We start from the raw sequence: 26079 nt of genomic DNA, 5'->3' as shown, positions 1-26079 counted from the left end.
ATTCTATACCGACCCTAAAAGAGAGGTTGAATTCGTAGGATAGCAGAGAAACAGTAGAAGTGGTGCTGCAATTTACTGATTTTGGAGCAAGACTCGCACAATCTGATGCTCTATTTAAGTCCGTTCAGCACAATGAATGGCGCGGGGAGGTCCCTCCGGAAGAGTTCCCATTTACAGCGCGTAAGATGCTTTCGTTTGGTCCTGAGGTTAAGGTTATTGCTCCCCGTCATTTGCAGGTAATAGTTAAGGAGTTGCTGGAGAGTAATTTAAAACAGTATCAATAGTCAGCTCCACTGTACTCCACTCTTCTGTTGTCAGAGTTGACTGTATTTTATACAATCAACTCCACCTCAAATACGTTGTATTTATCTTTGACTGTATTTCATACAGGCTAATCGCCTGATTCGCAGATAAAGAGCTTCTAACTGCCAATTTGATTGTATCTTTTCCATTCAAACACATTAAAACATGGAATAAATGCTGTTTGAATGTACAAAATCCATTCTAATCGCAATCCATCCCTTTCCATGTGTTGAAATAGTATGTAGGTAAAGGATACCTTGCGCCGTCTGCATAGGGTTTCATGTAATTAAGCACAGGTTTTGGGACTGTGCTGTTTTTTTATTGGCTTTTTTAAATAAAGTCTGGAGTATTTGAAGATATTATGTCAGAGAATGTTTTGCATCTAGGTATTAGCAGAACAGCAGGAGAGGTGGATTTACTTGCAACAAATAGTGGGAAGTATGATTACCGTAATCAATGATTTTCTTTGGTCGAAAATATTAATTGCCCTGCTTCTTGCTTGCGGTCTGTATTTCACCATAGCATCGAAGTTTGTACAATTTGGAATGTTTAAGGAAATGTTTGTTGTACTTAAAGGGTCGAATGTAAAGTCTAAAGACAGCATCTCATCGTTTCAAGCCTTCTGTATCAGTATGGCAGCAAGGGTCGGGACAGGAAATATAACAGGTATCGCGATTGCAATTGCATTAGGTGGACCAGGGGCTGTCTTCTGGATGTGGGTAATTGCGATTATTGGTTCCGCATCCAGCTTTATTGAGAGTACTTTAGCGCAGGTATATAAAGTGAAGGATAAGACTGGATTTCGTGGCGGTCCTGCTTACTATATGGAACAAGGTTTGAATAAGCGTTGGATGGGGGCTTTATTCGCCGTACTGATTACTTTGTCTTTCGGCCTTGTATTTAACGCGGTTCAGTCCAATACGATTACTGTTGCTTTTGAAAATTCATTCGGTACCAATCGGATCATCCTAGGGCTTATAATGGCTGCCGCATTTGCGAGTATTATATTTGGCGGTATCAAGCGTATCGCTAGAATGTCCGAATATATTGTCGTTATTATGGCTGTCATTTATATTGGGGCTGCGTTCTTCATTGTACTAATCAATATCGCAAAAATGCCGGAGGTTTTGGCGCTTATTGTGAAGAGTGCACTCGGGTTGGAACAAGTGGCGGGCGGTGCATTTGGTGCAATGATTCTGCAAGGTGTGAAACGTGGTTTGTTCTCGAATGAAGCGGGTATGGGTAGTTCGCCTAATGCTGCAGCAACTGCAACGACAAGTCATCCCGTTAAACAAGGGCTCATGCAAGCACTTGGCGTACTTGTCGATACGTTAGTTATTTGTTCAAGCACCGCTTTCATTATCTTGTTATCAGATGCGTATAAGCGGCCGGGTCTGGATGGAATCGAGCTAACGCAAGCTGCATTAAGTGAGCATATCGGTTCATGGGCATCGGGCTCATTGGCCGTCATGGTCTTCTTGTTTGCATTCAGTACGTTAATAGGAAATTATTATTACGGGGAAACCAATATAGAATTTTTGAACACCAAGAAATCCGTATTAATGTTCTACAGATTCAGTGTTCTGGCAATGATTGTGTTCGGTTCTGTAGCAAAGGTTCAATTGGTCTGGGATATGGCTGATTTATTTATGGGTTTAATGGTGATAGTCAACCTGTTTGCGATCCTACTTTTATCCAAAGTAGCTTTTGCAGCATTGTCGGATTACAAGCGGCAGAAACGGGCAGGGATAGACCCTGTTTTTTATAAGGATAGCATTAAAGGGCTGGATGAGGTCGAATGCTGGGAGAACGCAGTGCCCAGCCATTCTCCAATCGGTGTACGCGGAGATGATAGATATTAATAGGTAATGGGGTTATGAATAAGGGTGACTAATGAAACGCTATAGTCACCCTCCTTAGAAGGCTAGTTACGAAGAAAGTTCTTTCTTGGATATGTACTATTCCACCACTTGAAAGGTTGTCGCAGCTAAAGGCAGCTCCATAAATCCGCAATATCTCTTGGCGGCCTCGATGATATGCTCTTCCCTTTCTTTCAGTGGAGCAAATAGGTTGAATTCGATGTCGATCCCTTTTTTCTTAATCGTTCGTTTCCATGTCCCGACGATTTGACTGTCGATGACGATGGTCGGTAGAAATACGCCGTTATTACCGGGGACAATATGGTGGGCATATTCCGCACTTAATACTGCGCTTCGATCTTTATAGCCAAGCAGATATTCATCGTATCCTGGAAGCAGATAGACATTCGTTTCTTCCTCCATAGTCCCAACGTGTGGATGCTCGGCCCTCCAGTATTCCTGCCCATGTATTTTTTCCACTACTAGCCGAGATTGAACAGCATCCACTCCCTGTCTTGCATCGGAGAGAGTGATCCCAGTCCACCAGGAAAAATCTTGAACGGTTGCAGGCCCGTGGCTAGTAAAATAGCGTTCTGCGAGCAAAGCGAGTGCTTCACTTCTGGATAATTCTTTGGTGGAAGGCACCCACTCATCGAGTAAAACAAAGGTTTGCTGCTTGTCTTCCCTCGGTCCTAGACAGATAAAACCGGACTGTGCCATATACCAAAGAAGATGATAACCTCGTTGGTTTTTTGTGCTGATCCCATCTTCCTCCAGCAATTGCATGAGATTGGGCCGGGTTATCCGGTTGTTCCCCTGCAAAGCGTCATAGATGATCTGCTTACAGCGTTCGATGATCTTCTGGTCAAGTTCCAATTGTTCAAGTCTTCGATTACCTTGTGCTAGAACTCGCGGAGCCAGAAGCTTAAGCATCCATCTTACATCTGTCGGCAATACGAAATGGATCGTACCGCGCATCGGCCAAGTCAGCATGATCTTACGGTCTGCGATGTTTTGCTCGATATCCGCTGCTGTAGCGGATTGCATGCGCACTCCGATTGCCCACAGAGCTTGATGATAGTCCTGTGCCTGCAAAGCGCCGAGATGTTGGACAACCTGTTCAGATTTGTCAAACTTCCCACCAGCTATGTGCAGATTGAACATTCGTTGCAAGGGAATACTTTGTTCCATCATGGACCGCCTCCTAATCAAGATGATGGACTTTACGGATCCTAGGATCTAGCTATATGAGAGGGGTTTTCTTCTAGTAATCACCTTTGTGCTGCATGAGCGGTGCTAGCCATACCATGCCTGTTCCCCGATACACATTGACCAGTCCCTCACCTGAGGCAGCAGAGCCCATTCGAGTTTTACCAGATTTCTCGACGGTGAAGTCTAGTGAATTTGACCACATTAATGCAAAGTTTCCATCCACCTTCAACACATCATTCTGTAAGTCGACTACGACAGCTTCTTCAACAGGAATGGGTGCTTCCAATGCTAGAATGCCTTTTCCTTTAGCGCTTAGGTTAAAAAGACCTTCTCCACCGAGTGCGGCAGAGGAAAGGCTCTTACGAGCAGTAACTGCAATCTCTAGCGTAGTCTCGCAAGCTAAGAACATGCCATCGTCTAATACAATATGGTCGTTATCGACATCAATTAACCACAGATATTTATAGGTGGTTTCCAGCAAAATCGTACCGGTACCTTTGTAGTGGGGTTTGATTGCACTGGTCCCAGTCACCGCACTGGATACCAGGTTTCTCATCAGCCCTCCAACACCTTTAACACCTGTTGTCATTTCAATATTACCAATCATATACTGCATGGCCCCTGCACTCAGCATAACCTCACTGTTTTTTAACTCGATCATAAGCTGCTTATTGCGCATGTTGCTCTTGCTCATGAAGAAGTTGGATTGTGCCTCCGAGAATGTAGTACTGCTTAAATCCTCTTTATACTCAATTACCGTAAATCCGCCAAGTTGTTCCTTAATGACTACATTGTCGTTATCTTTCAGATTGCTTATCGTGAAAGCCATAATGATACACTCCCCTGTGGTAGTAGTTATTGTAAAGCTGTAAAATATTTCTCCCATGCAAGCAATTCGACAAAAAAGGTTGATATCCTTGATTTTTATGAAGAGAAATCTCTGCACATTTAATTATGGGGGGAGGTTTCATGTGTAAAAAAAAGAAGAGTGAGGATGGAGTGTAGTAGGCGAATTCTTTTCGCCTGCTTTTTTATTACATCGTAGTTACGGATGGTTCTGAACTGGTTTATGTTAATATGGATATATATTGATCAGCTTTCTAACAATATACAAGATGTATAGTCGTTAGGTTTGACCGATCTCATAAGCCTAGGATAAGATTTAATAACACAAGCTCAGTCAGAAGAAAGGAACTGCTATGCAAGACACTGTTAGAAATCATAGGTTTAATCATGTTTTTGAAATTGTTCTGTACGTCATATGCGGATTATCGATTATTTATTTTGGCGTGACCGGAGCTTACGGCAAATGTTTTCAAGCTGGTCTCATCATTACCGTCCTGCTGCTCTTCAGGGGCTTAATCACTTGGACCAAGAGTGAACTGCCTCCCGCACTGCGATTCTCGGTACTGATCTTTATCGTGATCACGATGATGCTCGCCAACTTATTTAATATGTATGCTGTCATCCCTAAGTTAGATAAGATTGAACATCTGATGTCTGGATTTATTATATTCTTCGTAGGACAATTCATTTTGAACAAGATGGCTAAGTCTAATGGACTAAGCAGCCTGCCTTCCAATATCATCATCTGGTTCTCCTTCTACTTCTCTGTTGCAATGGCTGGAGTATGGGAAATTTATGAGTTTACGGTCGACCATCTATTCGGGCTTGTTTCGCAAAATGGCAGTTTAACGGACACGATGCTTGATATCATCTGCGGAACAGTAGGCGCAGTCGGTGCAGTCTTATATCTATTCTATAAAGCGCGTAGAGCACCTAATTCGGTAGAAGAGACTAAACCTTTTAATACTTGTCAAGATTCCTCTAAGAAAAGTGGCGAAAGTTGTTGCTATACTAATAACTGTGCATGCCAAAAAACCTTCCATTTTCGAACTAGAAGGTTTTTCATGTAGAGCTGTAGCTAGGCCAAATCGACGAAAGTTTCTTTTCGCTTAAGCAGGGCAAAGACCCAATGGAGAAGCTTGTTGACACAGGCGATCAAGCTACTTTTTGAGGCTTTCCCTCCGCTGCAGCTCCTCAGTAAGAGGGTCATGTCCTTGCAATTTTGTTAAATCGTCTTCTATTAAAGCAGTAAGTTCACTAAACTAACTGTATCCTCCGATATATACTGCTCCAGCCAATCCTGTTGCTCCTGCTTGGTTTGAATACTATGAATCAAGCATAGGAGTACCCGAGCTATCCACATCCTTCTCATCAGCCAAAGCAGCCAACGTTCGATTAACTGTCTTCAGAGCACTCACGTAACGTTAGGTGCAAGTTTTTATGAACAAATTCTTTGTCACAAACCGACCGCTTCATTCGTTTTATGTTCAAACAAAATAAGGAGTGGTCGCAATGAAAGAATTGACATGTATCGTTATTGGCGGGGGATATGCTGGCATTCATGCAGTTAAAGCGATTCGAAAAATGTTCAAAGCTGAAGCAAATAAACAAACGCTGCGACTTATTTTAATCGATAAAAATCCTTATCACACTCGCAAAGTGCTGCTTTTTAAGCCGGCAGCTGAAAATACAGATATTATAGTTCCTCTAACAAGTTTATTTCCCGAGGGTGTTGAATTTGTTCAAGCTGTCGTAACAAAGATTGAATCAGAGGAAAAAAGGGTGCTTTATAATGATGCTGATGGAAATGAGACGTTAATGTCATATGATTTTGTAATTATGGCAGCAGGTAGCATCGTACGACAACCTGGACTTGAACAAGGAGGAGTGGCATTAACAAGCTTGGATTCCGCCATTAAAATTCGAGAAATATGGCAATCCAATATGAAAAAAGCGATTAAGGAAACTGATAGGAATGAACGTCGCAGACTAATGACAATTGCAATTGCGGGAGCAGGCATAAGCGGGATCGAGACGTCTGCCGAACTGGCTCATTATGTTCGTGAAGATGCGAAGCAACTGGGGCTAGACCCGGAAGCTGTCATAATCAATCTGTTTAACACAAATAAGAGGCTCTTTCAGGAAGGCCCAGCTAAGGTTGGTCTCAAGCTTGAACGTTTGCTTAATACTAGCGGAGTTTCTGTTATACATGAGAGCAGAGTATTACATGAGCAGGAGGGGGTATTAACCTTATCTAGTGGTGAAACGATGTCAGTTGGCTTATGTATTTGGTCGTTGGGGTTGTTGCCGAATCCAATGCTCCGAAGCATTGGAATGCCGGTTACTCCAGAAGGATATGTGATTGTTGATGCAAGCTATCGGGTTCTGGGCTCTCAGGGTATATATAGTATAGGTGATTGCGCGAAAATCGTAGACCCGAATAGCGGTCAGATAGACGGGAAGACGTGCAAAGAAGCAACTGCTCAAGCAGTTAGGTTAGGAAATATTTTGGCGGCGGATATTGCAGGGAGTCCGGCTCCCGCGCATAAGGGGTTTATGGACTTCTTTTGCTTCGGCCTAGGTCCTGAACAGGGAATGGCATGGACACGTCAATGGGGAATCGATATTATTTTAACAGGTAAGCTGGGTTGGCGAATGAGGAAATTCACGTGGGATTCAGCAAGCTTGCTAAAATAATGTAAGTAAGGGTTAGAGGATAAGGATGGGAGTGGTAAGATGCAAGAGCTATATGAGCAGTATAAAAGGTTGTTGTTTACGCTTGCTTACCAACTGACCGGTTCGACTTCCGATGCGGAGGATGTGTTGCAGGACGTATTCCTGAAAGTATATGACGTAGATCTGGAGCGATTGGTTGAGCCGAAGGCTTATCTGTGCAAAATGGTAACTAATCGCTGTCGGGATTTGCATAAATCCGCGCGAAAGCGCAGGGAGCAGTATTTCGGAGAATGGCTTCCTGAGCCTATTCTTACTCCGAATGATGAATCGTTTGAATCGGTTGTTCGTGAGGAACTGTTGTCTTACGCTATGCTCGTGTTGCTTGAAAAGCTGTCTGCTGCGGAGCGGGCAGTGTTTGTCCTTCGTGAGGCGCTCGCATTTGATTATCCTGATATTGCCGAACTTGTTGGCAAAAGTGAAGCAAATTGCCGAAAGCTGATGAGCCGTGCAAGAGGAAAGATGGGTATAAATCCTGAGGAACCGATTTATCCGGAAGCGGCAAATGAAGAATGGGTACACCGATTTCTTACTGCTCTTGAGCAGGGTAATGTAGATACAGTTGTATCCATGCTCGCCAATGATGTGGTACTGGTGTCTGATGGAGGGGGTAAAGCAATCGCCGCTGTCCATCCGATAGAATCGCGTAATTCTGTTGCCCGGTTCCTTCTCGGTCTTATTCATAAAGCTCCTTTTTATGAAGAAGGCGTAAAATTAGAAATAACAAATATAAATGGTCAAACAGGGCTGGTTATCCATTCAAGCAATGGCATTAACACGGTTGGACTCATACATGTTGAAGGGAATTCGATTCGAAACGTTTACTTAGTTAGAAACCCAGACAAACTGAGAAATTTATTGTAATGAATAGAGCTATTAGCAACACATTTTTTCGAAGTGAAGTAAAAAGAAGGACGCTTACCTAATGGACCATATTGGCAGCCAAAGGTGAACGTCCTTCTTTGTTTTACAAACGGTCGATTCCGATCAATTGTCATCGCTGCTAAGGCAGGCAGTTGCGATACTTTAATCACTCCTGCTATTATCCATAGGACGTCAAATAAGGCTCGGACAGCACGGTTAAGGGCTGTTACGAGCCTTTTAATGTTAGGCAATGAACTCATCTATTGTCGAGCTGCTTCCTACTCCATAACTACACCTTTTTTAGTAGCGATGGTACGGTAATGCTTCGTTACCGCTAGGGGTAGACTTCCCGCCAAGTAGAAATTATCATTTGCCCTCCATGTGTGGCTTTTTTTATTTTTTCTGCGGATATAAACGTAGTTAAACGGAGAAGTTGCGTATGCTTTATAGCCCTTCTTTCTGCAGTCCTTCATAAACCTTACATCTTCTCCTACAGAACGATCGGCAAAGCGTACTTTTCTTCGTATATGTCTACGGAATAATATCGTTCCACCCTGTACGAACGTTATGGGTTTGTTTTTCTCCTTCGGTGACCGGATGATAAGCTTCTTGCTTGCAGCCAGGTAGACGAGACAGGCATGTTTGCCGACAATGTCGCTTCGTGTGCGAATGAGCGCTTTTACCTGCTCCAACAAATAATAGGGCGAGTAATAATCATCATCATCAAATTTGGCAATGAGAGGGAGTTTGGTTTTGGAGACTCCATAATTTAAGCTTTGGCCTAAAGATTTTTTCTCAGGCACCTTATAAACGGACACATTCGAATAGGCAAGTGCTTTTTTGCGATATTTATTCAAATTCATACTATCCTTATTTATAACAATAATTAATTCTTTATTTGGATAGCTTTGATTATAATAATTGTTCAAAATGTTCATAAAAAATTCGGGGCGGTTTGTGCTCGTAACAATAGAAACCCCATGACTTTCACGGATGGTTTTAGTCAAAGGTTACACCCCCTCTCTTTTCTTCTCATTAAGGTATGAGGATTAAGAATAAGGGGTTCTGGCCGATGACCCTTCATTTCAAAAAAATGCTATTTTCGCTTACGAATTCAGGATACAGGCATTGGAATTAAGGATGAGGATAGGACATGATATTTCTATTCAATCACAAAAAGGGGAATACACAAGGGTAACTATTCATTTTCCAAAAATGAGAGATTATTATCGATTCCCTTGAGAAGCAGATCAATTCAGTATGACGGAGCCCCCTTAGGTAGTCTTCCACTTAAAATTGTGATAACATATAGACTTATAAGAAGAACGTGAACGAGTAAAAACCCATTCCGTTCGTACCAATAAAACTGTAGTTTTAAACGCAATTTTTAAACTGCAGAAGAATTGGGTATGATTGAAAGATCTAGGTAAAGTAATTAAATATTAATTATCTTGAAGGAGACTTTGACATGACATTAGTTTCGATGAAAGAAATGTTGAACAAAGGGTTAAAAGAAGGCTACGCTGTCGGACAATTTAACATCAATAACCTGGAGTGGACACAAGCTATTCTAGGCGCAGCTGAAGCAGAAAAATCACCAGTAATTCTTGGTGTTTCTGAAGGCGCGGCTCGTTATATGGGTGGCTTTAAAGTTGTTACTGCAATGGTAAATGCTCTTATGGAAGAAATGAAAATCACGGTTCCTGTTGCTATCCATTTGGACCATGGTTCAAGCTTTGAGAAATGTAAAGAAGCTATCGATGCAGGATTCAGTTCTGTTATGATTGATGCTTCTCATTCACCATTTGAAGAAAACGTGAAAACTACGCAACAAGTAGTTGCATACGCACATGAGCGCGGCGTTTCAGTTGAAGCTGAATTGGGAACTGTTGGCGGACAAGAGGATGATGTTATCGCTGATGGCGTTATCTATGCAGATCCTAAAGAGTGCAAAGCGCTAGTTGATGCTACAGGAATTGACTGTCTTGCTCCAGCTTTGGGTTCCGTTCACGGTCCTTACAAAGGCGAACCAAACCTAGGCTTCAAAGAAATGGAAGAAATTTGCCAAACAATTAAATTGCCATTGGTATTGCATGGCGGTACAGGAATCCCTACTGATCAAATTAAAAGATCAATCTCACTAGGAACTGCAAAAATTAATGTAAATACAGAAAACCAAATCGTATTTACAAAAATTGCTCGTGAAATCCTTACTTCTGACACAGAAGTATTCGATCCACGTAAATTCTTGGCTCCAGGCCGCGATGCTATCAAGCAAACAGTTGCGGGTAAAATGCGTGAGTTTGGTTCTTCAAATAAAGCGTAAGAAACATAAAGTAAAAATGGTTGGATCGAGTGCCTAGCGCATCCGGTCCAACCATTTTTTTTGTGATTGCTCATCAGTTCAATTGGTCCTAGACTTTTCTGAGTACCATCCACCACTTACTGTCATACGACGGCATCTCAACTTCCTCTAAACCCAGCTGGGCTTCTTTGATCCACTCTCTGGCTAAGTTAATGTAAGAGCTGTGGAATTCCGACGAATATCCCATACTTTCATAACCTGCATAGGTACAATTATCAAATATCATATAACCGCCTTTCTTTAACAAGCGATTGCATGTTTCAATGATGCCGATAAAAGAGTTATAAGCGGCGTCTTTTAATTTTCCAGTATTATGGTACGTCATAACGGCTTGAAGCATCTGGGGTTCGATTGTCCACCAGTTGTTATTTATCGTGTCAATGCCTTCTCTACCCGCGATTATGGTCTGAATAATATCATTAAGGGCATGGTGAAAGGCGATGACTTCAAAGGATTCTTCCTTTGAAAATAGTATCAGTTTTCATAAATTAAGGAAAACAAAAACTCCAGTACCRTATGGTCTGGAGTTTTTTTGATGAGGATTTAGATTATTTTTTTAACAATAAATACATAAAATAAGGGCCTCCAATTAGGGCAACCATGATGCCAGCTGGAATGCCGTCCGGCTCGATGACTACTCTACCAATTGTATCGGCTAGCAGCAACAGCCATCCGCCAATGAGAATAGCAACGGGAATGAAGAGCTGATTGCGGGGCCCCACCAGCGCCTTAGCAATATGCGGAGCCATTAGGCCGATAAAGGCAATACCCCCGGCAACAGAAACGGCAGCAGCGGCAAGCGCGACAGCTGTTAAGAGTAGAATCAGACGTTCTTTATTAATGGAAACGCCGACGCCAATTGCTACAGGCTCATTTAATGAAAGAAGATTCAGACGATTGGCCTTATAAAGAGAAAATGGAATGAGTATGACGAGCCAAGGTGCTATCGCCCAAATAAAGGGCCAATCCGCTCCCCAAATATTACCAGCCAGCCATTTAGCAATGAAATCTACCTTTGAACGATCGGCTGAAGAAATAAGCACAATCATAACCCCGGATAGTGCCATAGAAAACCCAACACCGGTCAGCACCAGCTTGACAGGCTGAAGACCCGTGCGTCGATTGAACGAGAACGCATAGATGAGGCAAGCGGTGAGAAGGGCCCCTATAAAAGCGACTAGTGGCAGCATATAGACAAATGAACCCGTATCGATGGGGAAAAACAAAAAGAATACGGCAATGGCTACGCCTGCCCCCGAATTAATGCCGATGATTCCTGGGTCAGCCAAGTCGTTACGGGTAATCCCTTGCAAAATAGCGCCCGATAACGAGAGCGCCATCCCTGCCATAAGTGTAATTATGATGCGCGGCAAACGAACGGAAAATAAAACGAATTCCTCTTTGAAGGTCCCCTCACCGAGCAGCGTAGGAAGCAGTCGGTTAAAGGGGAGCTTGGAATACCCCAATCTCATGCCAATCATAATGGTAATCAGAATAAGAATGAATAAGGTGGCAACGATCAGTCTCTGTTTTTTGATTAAAGCCGGATGTATCATGAGAACTCTTTGCCTCCTTTATGCACGATGAACAGAAAGAAGGGCAAGCCCATCATAGCCACAATGGCAGCTATTGGTGTCTCATATGGCGCATTAATTGTGYGGCCAAGCGTATCGGCGAGCAGCATGAAGGTTCCTCCAGCAATCGCTGACATCGGAATGGCATAACGGTAATCGTTTCCTACGATAGCCCTTACGATATGTGGGATCATGAGACCAATAAAGGTTAAATTCCCAACAAGTGCAACGGAAGATCCAGCTAGAAGGATGGTAACGACGAACAGCAATGCCTTAATACGTGTTGTTTTCTGACCTAGGCCTACGGCGACTTCGTCACTTAGGCTAAGAATGGTTAGCTGTCTGGATAGTATAATTGCGATGACGATTCCGATGACTATAAAAGGGACAATGACCTGAAGCTGTCCCCAGGATGTACCGATAATTCCACCCGCTGTCCACATGGAAACGTCTTTGGAAATTTTAAAAGCAAGACCGATTCCTTCCGCTATGGCATATAAGAATGCCGAGACAGCTGCTCCGGCAAGCACGATGCGCAGGGGAGAGAATCCGCCCTTTTTTACAGCTCCAATACCGAATACTAAGACGGAACCGACCGCAGCACCAATAAAACAGGCAATCATAATGCCAAAATAATTGACCGAAGGAAGAAACGCCATGGTTACAGCTAGCACCGCATTGGCACCGGCCGTTAACCCGAGCAGACCTGGATCAGCAAGTGGATTACGCGTCATTCCCTGCATAATGGCACCGGATACCGCTAGCGCTGCACCAACAAATATGGCTGCAATCTCACGCGGCAGGCGAATTTCACGTATAAGCAAAGCTTTATCGCTAGGAGCATGAGAGGTGAGCGCAAGCCATACATCCTTAATGGTTGCATCCGCTGCGCCAAATACCATGGCTGCGATAAACATCGCAATAAAACATACGATTCCCGCCATTAATTTATAGCCGAATGGGAAAGAGTGTTGATTTTCTTTCGTCATCATCTTTAGTTTCCTAGAAAGTGCTTCATAAAGAATTCCAGTTGATAGTCCAGAGTGATCGGGTCGTTAAAGTAAAACTCTTTTGCATTGGCTTCAAACATACGATTATTTTTCACTGCTGGAATGTTTTTATAAGTATCCGTTTGTTGGAACGAGTTGTCGGTCTCATTATTTTTGCTGAAAATGACGTAGTCACCGGCGTACTCCGGAAGCACTTCCAGTGACAAGGCATAGTAGCCGTCTTTGAGTGCCATTTCTTTGACTTTATCCGGCATTTTTAGTTTCATTTCCTGATAGAGAATTTCGGTGCCGCGGCCCCAATTATCGCCGAACACGTAGATCTGCTTATCGAAGTTTTCGATAACGGAAACCGTGGCATTTTCACCGATCTTGGCTTTAATGTCTGTACCGGCCTTTTGTGCGCGCTGCTTAAAGTCATCGACCCAGGCTGTCGCTTCTTTTTCTTTATTCAAGAGCTTGCCGATTTCAAGGTGCTGGGTTAAGTAATCCACTTTTCCGTAAGTGTAAGTAACAGTTGGTGCAATTTCTTTGAGCTTATCGACATTCTTGATCGTTGATAGGCCGATGATCAAATCGGGATCGAGTTCGATAATTTTTTCTAGGCTTTCATCCGAAACTTCTTGAACGTCTTTTAATGTGTTTTCGAAACGTGGGTTCATCTTAGACCACGAATCTACACCGACCAGATTAACTCCTAGCGACATGACGTTGCCAGCATATGACGATAGCACGATAACGCGTTTAGGATCAGCTGGCACTTCGACTGGGCCGCTTTCGGACTGGTAAGTGATTGTACCCGTTTTATCAGATGGGGCAGTTGTGTCTGGTTTACTTGTTTCATTAGGGGCTTGGTTGCCCGCTGGTTGGTTAGATGAATTGCCGCACGCGCTTAACAAGAGGATTAATACGGCCAAGATAGGGATATAAAGCTTTCTCATATCAATTATGCTCCTTTAATTAAATTGTAAGTAACACACATCGGCTTATTTGTTCGCGGATCACGTCCTATTTCAGCGTCGATATGGAACACTTCTTTTAGTACCTCGTGATTAATAACCTCTTCGCAGCTGCCTGCTTTTACAATTTCACCGTTTTTTAGAGCAATGATATAGTCGGCAAACCGGGCAGCCTGGTTTAAATCATGAAGCACCATGACAATTGTGCGTTCCTGCTCGGCGTTTAGCTTCTGCAAAAGCTCTAATACCTCGAGTTGATGCGCCAAATCCAGATAGGTGGTCGGCTCATCGAGAAAGATGATCTCCGTCTCTTGTGCAAGTGCCATGGCGATCCATACACGTTGGCACTGACCTCCAGATAAAGAGTCTACAGGTCGATACTTAAAATCCTTTGTTCCCGTCACTTCAAGCGCCCAGTCGATGACCTCATAGTCTTTTGGGGTTAGGCGCCCAAAACCTTTTTGGTATGGAAAACGACCATAGGAAACGAGCTCGCCAACGGTCAGTCCGCTAGCGCTCTCTGGGGTTTGCGGCAATATCGCCATTTTTCTCGCAAGCTGCTTCGTATCTTCTTTGGCTATATTTTGGCCGTCGAGGATGACTGCTCCCGATTGATGCGGAATAATACGAGTAATAGCTTTCAGCAAAGTCGATTTTCCACAACCGTTGGAACCTATAATGGTCGTTATTTGTTTGTCGGGAATTTGGACGCTGAGATCTTTCACAATATAATGTTCACCGTAGCCTATGTTTAAGTCGGCGGTATAAAGGCGAACCATTTGCGTTCCTCCATTCAGTCTGGAAACTTCCAATTATTGATAATGATTTTCATTATCGAATCTGTAATTACGATAATAGTTTTTATTCTAGTTGTCAACAAGTGATTGTAAAAGAAATGAGAAAGGTGTATATTTTATTGATAATGATAATCAGTATTGCCTTATACGGGGAGAGAGTGAAATGAACATAGATGAATTGTTTGAAGTAACGGTAATTGGCGGAGGTCCCGCGGGGCTGTACGCAACGTTTTATAGCGGTCTTCGGGAAATGAAAACGAAGCTGATTGAATATCAGCCGCGGCTTGGAGGGAAGATTCATGTCTATCCGGAGAAAATGATATGGGACGTTGGTGGACTTACTCCTACTCCGGGTGCAAAGCTCATTGAGCAGCTAGTGGAGCAAGGCTTAACTTTCCATCCGGAAGTCGTTCTTAATGAGAAAGTTGAATCCATTACGCGTAATGAGGAGGGATACTTCGAGCTTCACGCCGCTTCGGGCGCTACCCATTGGTCAAAGACGGTGATTATAGCTGTTGGAAGTGGAGTGTTAAAGCCGCATAAGCTGGAGATTGAAGGAGCGGAAAGGTTTGAGGTCACTAATTTAAACTATACGGTTAACTCGCTCAAGCAATTCAAGGATAAGATCGTCATCATCTCTGGAGGTGGAAATTCAGCTATTGATTGGGCAAATGAGCTGGAGCCAATTGCTAAGAAAGTGTACCTTACCTACCGTAAAGATGCTTTAACCGGCCATGAGGCACAGGCGGCTCAGCTGATGAGCAGCTCGGTTTCTTGTTACTTCAATACAAAGATTACGAAGCTAATAGCTGGGGAAGACCATGAACGGATCGAGCGTGTCAAATTGATCAATCTGGATACCAATGAAGTTACATACCTGTCAATTGATGAGGTTATCATTAATCATGGCTATGAGCGAGATTCAGCGCTGCTTGCCAATAGTGATCTCGATATTGCTATGGTGGACGATTATTATGTTGCAGGGAATACGAATAGCGAGTCCTCAGTTCCTGGTTTATATGCTGTCGGTGATATTTTAATGCATGATGGGAAGCTGCAATTAATCGCCGGTGCTTTCCAAGATGCGGCGAACGCGGTGAACATGGCCAAACAATTCGTTCAGCCGGACGCTGGAAAAAATGCGATGGTTTCTTCGCATAATGAAGTGTTTAAAGAGCGTAACAAGGAAATTGTAAAGCGGATGATGAAATAGCTGTTAGGCTGCCGCTTCATGCGGCAGCCTGTTTTGTTCATACAAGCAATCTATAGGCGGCTTGTTTTTTAGTTTCTTTGCTCATAGAGCTTAACGATTTCGATAATGGTGTTTACAGCCTGCACCATATTGTCAGCTGAAACATACTCGAAGCGACCATGATAATTTTCTCCGCCTGTAAATATATTCGGCGTTGGCAGTCCCATGTAGGACAGCTGGGAGCCATCCGTACCGCCGCGAATAGGTTGAATAATTGGCGCGATCCCGAGATTTTCTAACGCTTGTCTAGCGATATCAACTACTTCCATGACTGGCTCAATCTTTTCCTTCATGTTAAAGTATTGGTCTTTGATTTCTAGCGTAATACGCTTATCTCCGTATTTTTCCCGTAACTCCTCTACGATGYGAGCCAGCTCAAGCTTTCTTTCATTAAACCGATTACTATCGTGGTCACGGATCAAATAACGGAGCTGTGTTTGCTCGACATCTCCTTGAATAGAGGACAGGTGATAGAAACCTTCATGGCCTTCCGTGTTCTCAGGTGATTCATCAGCTGGCAGTCTGCCATGCAGCTCCATAGCGATTTTGGCGGCGTTGACCATTTTGCCTTTGGCAGTGCCGGGGTGAACGTTCTTTCCTATACAAGTAATAACGGCAGATGCCGCGTTAAAGCTCTCATACTGAAGCTCGCCAAGAGGACCTCCGTCCATCGTATAAGCATATACCGCATCGAAGGCTGCTACATCGAACTTATGCGGGCCTCTGCCGATTTCCTCATCAGGTGTAAATGCTACTCTTACTTTGCCGTGCTTCAGCTCTGGATGATTAATCAGATAAGCCATGGCAGTCATGATCTCGGCAATACCGGCTTTGTCGTCAGCGCCAAGTAAGGTGGTGCCGTCTGTCGTAATTAGCGTGTGACCTTTGTAGCCGGCTAGCTCCGGAAAATCATTAGGTGAAAGGACAATGTTGAGCGCCTTATTTAAGACAATGTCTTGTCCGTCATAGTTATCGATAATTTGAGGCTTAACGTTAGTGCCTGTAAAATCGGTAGCCGTATCCAGATGGGCGAGGAAGCCGATTGTCGGAATCTCTTTATCTGTATTAGCTGGAAGAGTTGCCATTACATAACCGTTCGCATCCATCGTAATGTCCTGCATACCAATGGCTTTAAGCTCATCAATGAGCTTACGGGCTAGTACCAGCTGTCCTGGTGTTGAAGGGCAAGAATCGCTGCTTTCATCAGATTGTGTATCCACTTGTGCGTATGAGATGAATCTATTCATGATCTCAGTTTTCATAGCTATTTTCAGCTCCAATACAAATTATTTATATAACATTTATATATCAAAGTATAATACAAAAGAGACGGCATCCCAAATGATGCCGTCTTGTTGCTCACACAATGCAGAATGAATTAGCTGAAAAGCTGATTTCCGTTAATGGATACGCGATCTGTCTAGCTCTTATGGAGGGATTGGCAGTTATAATAGGTCATGATTACTCCTTTTTTGATCAGCCACTAGTTCAAAGCGGTGATATCGTGCCGTTAGAACTCGAGAATTTTATGCAGCAACCAGTGGAGTTCGGCTGGTTATTGGGGGACAAGCAGCAATCCCATCTGCTCAAGGAGTTCATCGATTATTTTGAGAAGGATATCACTACATACCGTCCGGACTCTGCAGCAGCTAAGAATTAAGTAAAACGTAGACTACGTGATGTTCAAGTAAATACATGTACGAACATAAAGCGAAGAGTGTAGCCATAAGGACTAGGCTTATTGCTTTTTTGACCCTGTTAGTGACAAAAACGTCACTTTGGTTCATGCTACTTCTATGGTTGCAATTCCGAAACCTGTCTATAGTAAATAACAGGAAAGGGAGGGAGTACACGATGCAAACCATCATTCAAACTAAAAATCTATCCAAAAACTATGGCACCACTGCAGTACTAAAAAATATTGATTTAACGATTGAGTCGGGGGAACTTACGGCGATTATGGGGCCTTCGGGCTCAGGGAAATCCACGCTGATGAATGTTTTGTCCACGATTGACCAATTTTCCGGTGGGGAGGTATGGCTGGAGGGCAAGTCGCTGCTTGATATGAAAAAAAAGTCGCTGCGGCAATTTCGACAGGAGCGTATGGGTTTTATTTTTCAAGATTATAACCTGCTGGATACACTCACGGTGAAAGAGAACATTTTATTGCCGCTCTCGCTGCGTAAATTCAAGGCCGAGGACATGGAAGCGCGGCTGCTACCCATTCTACAGGCGTTAAATATTGAGGGAATCCTTCATAAATACCCGAATGAAATATCAGGTGGACAAAAACAGCGGGCGGCATCGGCACGGGCAATCATTACGAAGCCGGCGATCGTATTTGCAGATGAGCCTACGGGAGCGCTTGATTCACGATCTGCGACACAATTATTGGAGCAGTTGGTCGGTTTGAACGAAGCATTCAGAACGACAATTATGATGGTTACTCATGATATCTATGCAGCGAGCTATTGCAAAAGGGTTATTTTCCTGCGCGATGGGGGGATTGTGAACGAAATCTACGCCGGTGATCAAATCCAAAAGGCATTCTACGATCGAATCCTAGAAACCCAAAGCTTGATGGGGGGCAAGCTGCGATGAGCCTTCTCGATTTAACGATTCGGAATGTAAAGCGTAATTTTCGTCTCTATTCTATTTATTTGTTCTCCATGATTACGGGTGTCATCATTCAATTTACGTTCTCATCTCTTATGTATAACGAAGATATTATGGACGCGCTGCAAAATCGCGATAATTTTCAGGCCGGCGTGGCCATCGCTTCGATTGTCGTGTTTTTGTTTATCATTTTCTTTATTCTTTACGCCAATTCCTTCTTCATGAGACAACGTAAAAAAGAGTTCGGCATGTATTTGTTGTATGGCTTGAACGAAAGACAAATTACGCGAATGGTATTCTATGAAACATTGTTTATAGGTGCGATTTCACTGGTTACGGGGGTACTGCTGGGGGGATTGCTTTCTAAGCTCTTCGGCATGCTGCTTATGAATTTAATGCAGTATGATCAAGTCATCTCACTGAATTTTCCCATTCAAGCGATTGCTGCTACCGCTGGTGTGTTCTTCTTGTTGGCCGTAATCATTAGTGTCCAAAGCTATTTGTTGGTGAACCGGGTGCAGCTTACAGAATTGTTCCATGCCAAGCAAAAGATGGAGAGGCCCGTTCGAACTTCCGTCGTTATGGCTATCTTTGCCCTGCTATTACTTGGAATGGCCTTTGCTTTGATCAGCAGCGGCAAAGGCTCAATATTTTGGCAGGAGTATGCGATTCCAAGTATGATTGCCGTCGCTATCGGTATTATCGCGGGTACGTATTTGTTTTTTCGTCAATTTGCAGGTTGGCTGCTTCAAAAGATAAGCCGTCGCAAAAAGTATCACGAAGGCAATACAGTGCTGTGGACCTCCTCACTGCGTTTCCAAATTCGGGGCAATACCTTGAATTTAACATTTATTTCGTTGTTCAGTGCGGCGATTATGATGCTGCTGTGCTTCGTGACGATAAACTATAAGGTACAGTTCGAGGCGGTTGGGCGAAATTTGCCTAATGATATGGCATTTCATTCACTAAATAGCGCGACGAATGGTGAAATCGATGATCTGATCAAGAGCTCTGACCATACGGTTCGATTTCATATGAAACATGAGGTTTTAGTTGCTACCCCCGAAACGGATATGAATGTTGCCTTTGAAAACCCCGAATACTATACGCCAGACGTTCTGCTCGTGTCTGAGCATGCATACAACGAGCTGATCGCGTTGAGGGGGCATGACCAAACTGTGGAACTGCAAGGGAATGAAGCAGTAACCCTTTCGCAAGGATCAGACTTCCCGATCCCGTATGCACCGGGGGAACAGCCAAGCTTTACTGTCAAGACGGATACGGAAACAACATTTAAGCTAGTCGAGAAAAAAGACTATGCATACCTCGGTTGGGCATCGGATCCGGTTACATCCATGATCATTAAGCCTGCGGTGCTTGTGATTTCAGATGAGGCATACCAGAGCATACAGGGGCACGCGTACAAAAAAATGTTTGAAATCTATGGGCTCCAAGACGCTAAAAATGCTGAGGAGCTATCAAAGCAAGTGCACGCGATCGTTACACAGACGCCAGGCGCCTATTATTCTTCGTTCGCAGACGTGTATTCCAAGCAAATCGAAAGCTCATCACTGATGCTGTTTGCCAGCGGTTTTCTAGCGTTGATCGCTACTTTTGCGCTTGCCAGCGTCATTTACTTCAAGCAATTGCGCGAAGCGACTGATGAACGGTTGCAGTATACGATTCTGCGAAAAATCGGCGTCGAAAACCAGCAAATGAAAAGCGTGATCCGCAAGCAGCTACTGTTCGTCTTTTTGCCGCCACTCGTGCTGGGAGTGCTGCATAGCTGGTTTATTATCAAGTATTACATTCTCGATTCCGTGAAGGATTTCCCTGAGCTTACGGGTATGGTTTGGGGCATTATGGGCGTCTATTTTCTGATTTACTTGTTGTTCTACGTCTCTTCTACGAATATTTATTATAAAATCGTGAGTGAGAATAATTAGAGGCACACATCAAAAAACGCAATGACCATCATAGGTTATTGCGTTTGCTCGTTATTTTGAAGTATGTTCAGATAAGGATCATGGTTCTTCGGAAAGTGGATAATGAATTCTGTAAAGCTTCCAACCACTGATTCACATGAAATGTAATGCCCCAGTTTTTTCGAAAGCTCTTGGGCTAAATATAACCCCATACCTGTCGATTTCATATGCGCGCGTCCATTGGTGCCCGTAAATCCCCGATTGAAAATCCTTGGCAAATCCTTCAAATCAATGCCGATTCCATTGTCGTGTATGACGAGCAGCTTCTCTTTCTTCGTAACGCGTGTTGCGATCGATACTTCACCAAGGTCATTTGTATATTTTAAGCTGTTCGTGACAAGCTGGTTGACGATAAATAACAACCATTTCGAATCGCTTTGCACAATGGTGGATTGGATGTCCAATTGGATCCTTATTTTTTTGGAAATGAACGTTTTAGAATGATTTTTGACGACTTCTTTGACCAGCTGCTCTAAATTGCAGTTCACGATTTCATAGTCTTGACTAAAGCTGTCGAGCTTGGCGTAATACAAGGCTTGATCCACATAATGCTCAATTCGCGATACCTCTTCTTCTAAGCTTTTGGGATCGACTTCCGTTTGCTGCAGCAATCGAAGGACGGCGATAGGCGTCTTGATCTCGTGAAACCAGGATACGATAAAATCATAGTATTCCTTTTGCTTCGCTTGAACTTCATTCAGGGCACGAATATGATTAATATTAAGCTGTTCCATGGCCTCGCGGTAAGCTTCGGCCTCCAGTGAAAGCGGCTCGGTTTCTTCGTCCTGCAAGCGGCGGATAGCCTGTACATTCTTCATATAACGATGTAGCAGAAAAGCGGCTAACCATAACAAGTTCAGCGTTAGCGCATAAAAAAACGTTTGCCACCGCCATGATATTTGTGGGTCCGTAGCAAACACCGTAATCGTTAGAAGAAATGCTACAGCGTACAAGTAGAGGTAAGGTTTTTCATACTTGATGAATCGCCAAAATCTCATTCGATGATATACCCCATTCCTTTGCGCGTGACGATGAAATCATCGAGCCCTAGCAAAGCGATTTTGCGCCGAAGGCGATTCACATTGACGGTCAGTGTGTTGTCGTCAATAAACTGCTCATCATTCCAAAGCACCTGCATCAAATCATCCCGCGATACGATTTTACCGATATTTCGCATCATGGTTTGCAAAACAATGAATTCGTTACGCGATAGCTCCGTTGTCCGATCCCCATACTGGACGGATGAGTTGGACAAGTGAAAAACAAGCTGACGGTGGGCTAATTGCAGGTTCTCATCTTGGTAGGTGTAGTTGCGCCGTAATAATGCGCTCACTTTCGCTACGAGAACACCCAAGTCGAACGGCTTCTGTACGAAATCGTCTGCACCCATATTGATCGCCATGATGACATCCATATTTTGATTCCGTGAGGACAGGAAGATAATCGGCACCTTGGAAACGGAACGAATCTGCTGACACCAGTAAAACCCGTCATACATCGGCAAATTCACGTCCAGCAGTACTAAGTGCGGCTTGCCTATTACGAATTCGTCCATTACTTGCTCGAAAGTGGATACCTCTATGACCTCATATTTCCATTTTCGCAGCGTGTCGGCTACGATTTTTCTAATCTTCTCGTCGTCTTCTACGATCATAATTCGAAACAAAGGGGTTCCTCCAACTCAAGATGGACTGGTTATAGCGTAATTATATCATTTGTCGACGTGGAAACCATAAAATCTAACCTTACCCTAACATTCGGTTCTTTATAATAAAGCCATGGAAGTGAGACACAAACCAGCTTACAGGAGGAATAATGATGAGGATGAAAAAAACAGTTGTTGGGCTTATAGGTGCAATTATGGTGGTAGGAGCCTCAGCATCAGTGTTCGCGTGAGTGAAGGCATAGGTTATTATTTGAGTTACATATTGAGAGATCAAAACTAGTCTGCCTTCTTGGAGTAATGTTAAATTAGTTCTACATTCTGAAATTAAAGAGAGTAATTATAGAAATTGAGACGATTTAGTTTCAGAATCTGCAGTTAATTGACCAAAAAGAGTCACGGATGGAGATAACCCGGCAATTAAGTTCATCCCGTAACACTAAATCGTATCTGGCCCTTATGCAGCCTTGTTTAGTTTCACATTTTGAAACTAGGAGGGCACAGCAAAGAAGCGGCTAAAGCGGATATTCTTTGCTGAGACCAAACTGCTAGCTCGGTAGACAGTCTGTATGGTCCATTTTCCGAGAGGATGGTTACACTCACATATGTTTCAAAAACCCCGAAAGCTGATTTGTATGAACGCCCATTATACATCCGTTATGCACGAGCGCCCCGGTATACTCTTATCCCCATCTTCTCTTAGCAATAGAGTCTTCACGATTGAATAAAGGATAAAAAAGGAATTTTAATTAAAGATGACGAATGAGTAAATCGGTTGTATGAATATTAAAAAAGAATTTTTTTCGTCATGTCGATTCATTCGATATCTATTCGTCGTGTATATAGAGATACGGTTTTATGAGAGTTGCTGGCCTATGTTGATTTGTTTAAGGTATCACCGCAAATGGATAAACGTTTTCTATTACCACAGCAAAGGAGACTGACCATGTACACAGTAACTTCGAAAGACGGCACCAAGATCGCCTATGATAAGATGGGTCAAGGACCGGCACTTATACTGGTAGCGGGTGCGTTCAGCTATCGGAAATTCCCTGGACAGCTACAGCTGGCTAAGCTTTTGTCAGAGCACTTCACGGTCTATAACTACGATCGCCGTGGCCGCGGCGATAGCGGAGACACAGGGACCTATGTCGTAGAACGCGAGATTGAAGATCTTCAAGCGATAATTAATGAAGCTGGCGGCTCAGCATATGTTTGGGGATTATCATCGGGTGCGGTTCTTGCCTTGCAAGCAGCAGCGAGTGGAGTCAGCATTTCGAAACTAGTCCTGCATGAACCTCCACTTGTGGTCGATGCTTCAGGTCACAAGCCGCCGGGAAATTTCAAAAAACACGTTACTGAGCTTATTGCCACTAATCGCCGTACTGAGGCTATTACGTACTTTATGAACAAGGGCATGGGTGCACCTTCATTCGTTGTCAGCTTGATGCGTATTATGCCTGGTGTGTGGTCAAAGCTTATGGCCGTTGCTCACACACTCCCCTACGATGCAGCTTTGATGGATGGCTATATGGATGGGAAGCCGCTGCCTCCCAAGCTGTGGAGCGGGGTCACGATGCCAACGCTGGTGCTCGAAGGCTCCGAGAGCCCGGTCGCGCTGCGCCATGGTGCCCAGGCACTGGCTAAAGTGCTCCCCAATTCGCAGCTGCTGAGTAAAAAGGGACTCGGTCATACCAAGAAACTAAATACTAAATTAATTGCGTCTGAGCTTACAGCATTTTTTATCGGCCATTAATGTTATTGTGAAAAAGTTTATAGGAGCTGTCGATTCAAGTTGGTTGCATTCGTCGTCTATATAGAAGCCGACTTATTCGGACCGTTTTAATCCGGTAAATGAAGCTTCACTAAAAAACGGGAGGTATACACATATGAGATTTATGATGATTGTAAAAGCTACAACAGATTCAGAAGCGGGGGTTATGCCCAGCCAGGAGCTTATTGATGCCATGCAGAAGTATAACGAGGAATTGGTAAAGGCCGGTGTGCTGCTAGCTGGTGATGGCTTGCAGTCCAGCGCAAGTGGAATCCGAATTTCCTATCCGGAGCCCGGAGGCAAACCTAAGGTTGTGGATGGTCCGTTCACTGAGGCGAAAGAAATGATAGCGGGCTATACGCTAATTGAAGTTAAATCCAGGGAAGAAGCCATTGAATGGGCTCTGCGTATGCCAGATCCTCACGGAAATGGACAGGGCCAGATTGAACTCAGACAGGTGTTTGAGGCGGAGGACTTAATGAACAATCCTGATTCATTGGCAAAAGAAGCCGCGCTTCGTAAACAAGTTAAGGAGAAGAATAAAGCGTGACTTTGTTCCATACACATCGAACGATTGATGCGATATGGCGAATGGAATCGGCCAAGCTTATCGCGGGGTTAACGCGAATGGTAAGGGATGTGGGTCTTGCAGAGGATCTTGCCCAGGATGCTCTGGTAATTGCCCTTGAACGATGGCCGGAGATCGGCATCCCAGACAATCCGGGTGCCTGGCTCATGACGACATCCAAGCGACGTGCGATTGATCTGTTACGGAGAACCAAGCTGCGCGACCAGAAATACGTAGAGATTGCCCATAGTTTGGATCTGTATACGGAGGAAGACGTGGAGCATGCTTTGGACGGGGAGATCAGTGACGATCTCCTTCGTCTCATCTTTATGACCTGCCATCCAGTATTATCGCAGGATGCGAGAGTTGCTCTGACGCTTCGTTTGCTATGCGGGCTGACTACTGATGAAATCGCACGTTCTTTCTTAGCTGCTGAATCAACGATTGCCCAGCGGATTGTCCRGGCCAAACGAACACTCAGCGCCGAGAAGGTTCCATTTGAGGTCCCGGCAGGGGACGAGCTCAAAGACCGACTGTCTGCCGTACTCGAGGTTATTTACCTTATGTTCAACGAAGGCTATTCGGCTACCTCCGGAGATCACTGGATTAGGCCACTGCTATGTCAGGAGGCGCTTAGACTGGGGCGCGTATTGGCCGAGATTGCACCACATGAACCGGAAGTTCATGGACTAGTAGCCTTAATGGAGATYCAATCCTCACGGTTCAAAACTCGTGTTAGCTCTACGGGTGAACCCGTACTTCTGATGGACCAAAACCGGGCACAGTGGGATCGTCTGCTGATTCGCCGTGGTTTGGCAGCACTGGAGCGTAGCCAGAAGCTGGGACGAACGCTCGGTCCATACGCATTGCAGGCTGCTATTTCTGCTTGCCACGCACAGGTGCCTACTGCGGCCGAGACCGATTGGATCCGAATTGCAGCCCTTTACGAAGCGTTGTCTAGGATAACGCCATCGCCGATCGTTGAGCTAAACCGTGCAGTCGCCATATCGATGGCATTTGGACCAGCCTTTGGGCTGCAAATTGTTGATCAGCTGAGTACGGAGCCTTCCCTGAAGGGATACCATTTGCTGCCGAGCGTTCGCGGCGATCTTCTAGTGAAGCTGGGCCGGTTTGATGAGGCTCGTACTGAATTTGAACGTGCATCCTCGATGACGCGAAATTTCCGAGAGCAGGAGCTTTTACTGAAGCGGGCCGCAGAATGCGGGTTAGAAGCATCGAAATAACAAGGAGGGAACCGATCTTGCGATTTATGTTGATTGTCAAGGCGACAGGGTACTCGGAGGCGGGTGTAAAGCACAGCCGGGAACACAACGATGCAAAGATAGCATACAAAAAATCATTGGCCAGAGCTGGCGTGCTGCTAGCTGAAGAAGAGCTTCAGCCCAGCTCAAGCGGAATCCGGATATTGTATCCATCACATGGCGGAGAGCCTGAAGTGAAGACCGGTCCTTTTCCGATAGACCAAGAGCTTATTGCTGAATATACCCTGATCGATGTAAGGACGGAAGAGGAAGCCGCTGATTGGGCACTTCGGATGCCGATTCCAGCAGGACTCGGGGCATTTCAAATCGAAATGAGGAAGCTTGAGGACAAACCGTCATTGATAAGGGATCCTAGGCTACTAGCCATGGAGGTCGATTTAGAGGAGCAGCTCAACATGCTAAAAAAGGAGAGTATATAA

General features: G+C 44.2%; 24 protein-coding genes. 14 read left to right on the top strand and 10 right to left on the bottom strand.

The genetic code is table 11. The features are described 5' to 3' along the window. The first annotated feature begins 59 nt into the window (after positions 1–59). Both AC1DWN_RS06185 and AC1DWN_RS06180 read left to right on the top strand, forming a co-directional pair. The gene (locus tag AC1DWN_RS06185) at positions 60–284 is read left to right on the top strand and encodes a hypothetical protein (protein WP_477558044.1); all 225 of its coding nucleotides are present in this window, start codon (positions 60–62) and stop codon (positions 282–284) included. Positions 285–743: 459 nt separating this feature from the next. Beyond that, positions 744–2165, top strand: a complete 1422-nt coding sequence (locus tag AC1DWN_RS06180; protein WP_477558047.1) for an alanine/glycine:cation symporter family protein — start codon at positions 744–746, stop codon at positions 2163–2165. Positions 2166–2261: 96 nt separating this feature from the next. On the opposite strand, the gene AC1DWN_RS06175 is transcribed toward AC1DWN_RS06180, so the two are convergent. Then, positions 2262–3356, bottom strand: coding sequence for a winged helix DNA-binding domain-containing protein (locus AC1DWN_RS06175; RefSeq protein WP_477558043.1), 1095 nt, complete (start codon positions 3354–3356; stop codon positions 2262–2264). Positions 3357–3426: 70 nt separating this feature from the next. After that, the gene (locus AC1DWN_RS06170; RefSeq protein ID WP_477558042.1) at positions 3427–4203 is read right to left on the bottom strand and encodes an AIM24 family protein; all 777 of its coding nucleotides are present in this window, start codon (positions 4201–4203) and stop codon (positions 3427–3429) included. 370 nt (positions 4204–4573) lie between these two features. On the opposite strand from AC1DWN_RS06170, the gene AC1DWN_RS06165 reads away from it, so the two are divergent. The 3 genes from AC1DWN_RS06165 (at position 4574) to sigJ (ending at position 7817) form a co-directional block, all read left to right on the top strand. Beyond that, complete coding sequence (locus AC1DWN_RS06165) at positions 4574–5290, top strand: DUF2238 domain-containing protein (RefSeq protein WP_477558041.1); 717 nt, start codon at positions 4574–4576, stop codon at positions 5288–5290. Between the two features lie 442 nt (positions 5291–5732). Then, positions 5733–6917: an NAD(P)/FAD-dependent oxidoreductase gene (locus AC1DWN_RS06160; protein WP_477558040.1), complete on the top strand. Its 1185-nt coding sequence runs from the start codon at positions 5733–5735 to the stop codon at positions 6915–6917. Positions 6918–6956: 39 nt separating this feature from the next. Further along, entirely contained in the window at positions 6957–7817 is an 861-nt protein-coding gene (sigJ, locus tag AC1DWN_RS06155; RefSeq protein WP_477558039.1) for an RNA polymerase sigma factor SigJ, read from the top strand. 278 nt (positions 7818–8095) lie between these two features. Here the strand turns inward: sigJ and AC1DWN_RS06150 are convergent, their stop codons facing one another. Further along, on the bottom strand, positions 8096–8824 hold the full coding sequence (locus AC1DWN_RS06150; RefSeq protein ID WP_477558038.1) for a glycosyltransferase: 729 nt from the start codon (positions 8822–8824) through the stop codon (positions 8096–8098). Positions 8825–9285: 461 nt separating this feature from the next. Between AC1DWN_RS06150 and AC1DWN_RS06145 the strand changes: the two genes are divergently transcribed. Further along, a complete protein-coding gene (locus AC1DWN_RS06145; protein ID WP_477558037.1) occupies positions 9286–10143 on the top strand; it encodes a class II fructose-bisphosphate aldolase in 858 nt (285 codons plus the stop codon). Between the two features lie 587 nt (positions 10144–10730). Here the strand turns inward: AC1DWN_RS06145 and AC1DWN_RS06140 are convergent. From AC1DWN_RS06140 to AC1DWN_RS06125, 4 genes are read right to left on the bottom strand one after another with little or no spacing between them, the layout of a single operon-like run. Further along, the gene (locus AC1DWN_RS06140) at positions 10731–11738 is read right to left on the bottom strand and encodes a FecCD family ABC transporter permease (RefSeq protein ID WP_477558036.1); all 1008 of its coding nucleotides are present in this window, start codon (positions 11736–11738) and stop codon (positions 10731–10733) included. Continuing rightward, positions 11735–12745 carry a FecCD family ABC transporter permease gene (locus AC1DWN_RS06135; protein WP_477558046.1) on the bottom strand — a complete coding sequence of 337 codons (1011 nt, stop codon included), beginning with the start codon at positions 12743–12745 and terminating at the stop codon, positions 11735–11737. The genes AC1DWN_RS06140 and AC1DWN_RS06135 overlap by 4 nt, the downstream gene beginning before the upstream one ends. Before the next feature lie 5 nt (positions 12746–12750). Next, positions 12751–13704, bottom strand: a complete 954-nt coding sequence (locus AC1DWN_RS06130; RefSeq protein ID WP_477558035.1) for an iron-hydroxamate ABC transporter substrate-binding protein — start codon at positions 13702–13704, stop codon at positions 12751–12753. A 5-nt stretch (positions 13705–13709) separates the two neighbouring features. After that, the gene (locus AC1DWN_RS06125) at positions 13710–14501 is read right to left on the bottom strand and encodes an ABC transporter ATP-binding protein (RefSeq protein WP_477558034.1); all 792 of its coding nucleotides are present in this window, start codon (positions 14499–14501) and stop codon (positions 13710–13712) included. 181 nt (positions 14502–14682) lie between these two features. Here AC1DWN_RS06125 and AC1DWN_RS06120 point away from each other — a divergent pair, with 181 nt between their 5' ends. Next, on the top strand, positions 14683–15732 hold the full coding sequence (locus AC1DWN_RS06120; protein ID WP_477558033.1) for an NAD(P)/FAD-dependent oxidoreductase: 1050 nt from the start codon (positions 14683–14685) through the stop codon (positions 15730–15732). A 68-nt stretch (positions 15733–15800) separates the two neighbouring features. Here AC1DWN_RS06120 and pepT read toward each other — a convergent pair whose 3' ends face one another. Further along, the gene (gene pepT / locus AC1DWN_RS06115) at positions 15801–17033 is read right to left on the bottom strand and encodes a peptidase T (protein ID WP_477558032.1); all 1233 of its coding nucleotides are present in this window, start codon (positions 17031–17033) and stop codon (positions 15801–15803) included. A gap of 104 nt (positions 17034–17137) precedes the next feature. Between pepT and AC1DWN_RS06110 the strand changes: the two genes are divergently transcribed. From AC1DWN_RS06110 to AC1DWN_RS06100, 3 genes are all read left to right on the top strand, one after another. Continuing rightward, positions 17138–17431 (top strand): hypothetical protein, encoded by a 294-nt coding sequence (locus AC1DWN_RS06110; protein WP_477558031.1) that lies wholly within the window; start codon positions 17138–17140, stop codon positions 17429–17431. 194 nt (positions 17432–17625) lie between these two features. Next, positions 17626–18372 (top strand): ABC transporter ATP-binding protein, encoded by a 747-nt coding sequence (locus tag AC1DWN_RS06105; RefSeq protein ID WP_477558030.1) that lies wholly within the window; start codon positions 17626–17628, stop codon positions 18370–18372. Then, complete coding sequence (locus AC1DWN_RS06100; protein ID WP_477558029.1) at positions 18369–20333, top strand: ABC transporter permease; 1965 nt, start codon at positions 18369–18371, stop codon at positions 20331–20333. Before AC1DWN_RS06105 ends, AC1DWN_RS06100 begins: the two co-directional genes overlap by 4 nt. A 35-nt stretch (positions 20334–20368) precedes the next feature. Here AC1DWN_RS06100 and AC1DWN_RS06095 read toward each other — a convergent pair whose 3' ends face one another. Together AC1DWN_RS06095 and AC1DWN_RS06090 are read right to left on the bottom strand one after the other, a co-directional pair. After that, on the bottom strand, positions 20369–21370 hold the full coding sequence (locus AC1DWN_RS06095) for a sensor histidine kinase (protein WP_477558028.1): 1002 nt from the start codon (positions 21368–21370) through the stop codon (positions 20369–20371). Further along, a complete protein-coding gene (locus AC1DWN_RS06090; protein ID WP_477558027.1) occupies positions 21367–22038 on the bottom strand; it encodes a response regulator transcription factor in 672 nt (223 codons plus the stop codon). Before AC1DWN_RS06090 ends, AC1DWN_RS06095 begins: the two co-directional genes overlap by 4 nt. A 943-nt stretch (positions 22039–22981) precedes the next feature. On the opposite strand from AC1DWN_RS06090, the gene AC1DWN_RS06085 reads away from it, so the two are divergent. From AC1DWN_RS06085 to AC1DWN_RS06070, 4 genes are all read left to right on the top strand, one after another. Next, positions 22982–23791 carry an alpha/beta fold hydrolase gene (locus tag AC1DWN_RS06085; protein ID WP_477558026.1) on the top strand — a complete coding sequence of 270 codons (810 nt, stop codon included), beginning with the start codon at positions 22982–22984 and terminating at the stop codon, positions 23789–23791. A 133-nt stretch (positions 23792–23924) separates the two neighbouring features. Then, positions 23925–24359, top strand: coding sequence for a YciI family protein (locus AC1DWN_RS06080; RefSeq protein WP_477558025.1), 435 nt, complete (start codon positions 23925–23927; stop codon positions 24357–24359). A gap of 41 nt (positions 24360–24400) precedes the next feature. After that, positions 24401–25621, top strand: coding sequence for an RNA polymerase sigma factor (locus AC1DWN_RS06075; protein WP_477558045.1), 1221 nt, complete (start codon positions 24401–24403; stop codon positions 25619–25621). 17 nt (positions 25622–25638) lie between these two features. Further along, positions 25639–26079, top strand: coding sequence for a YciI family protein (locus AC1DWN_RS06070; protein WP_477558024.1), 441 nt, complete (start codon positions 25639–25641; stop codon positions 26077–26079).

This window comes from Paenibacillus sp. P4_A7 (genome assembly GCF_056402455.1).
Note: the sequence above shows the minus strand (reverse complement) of the source record. Positions and strands in the feature narration are given on the sequence as shown.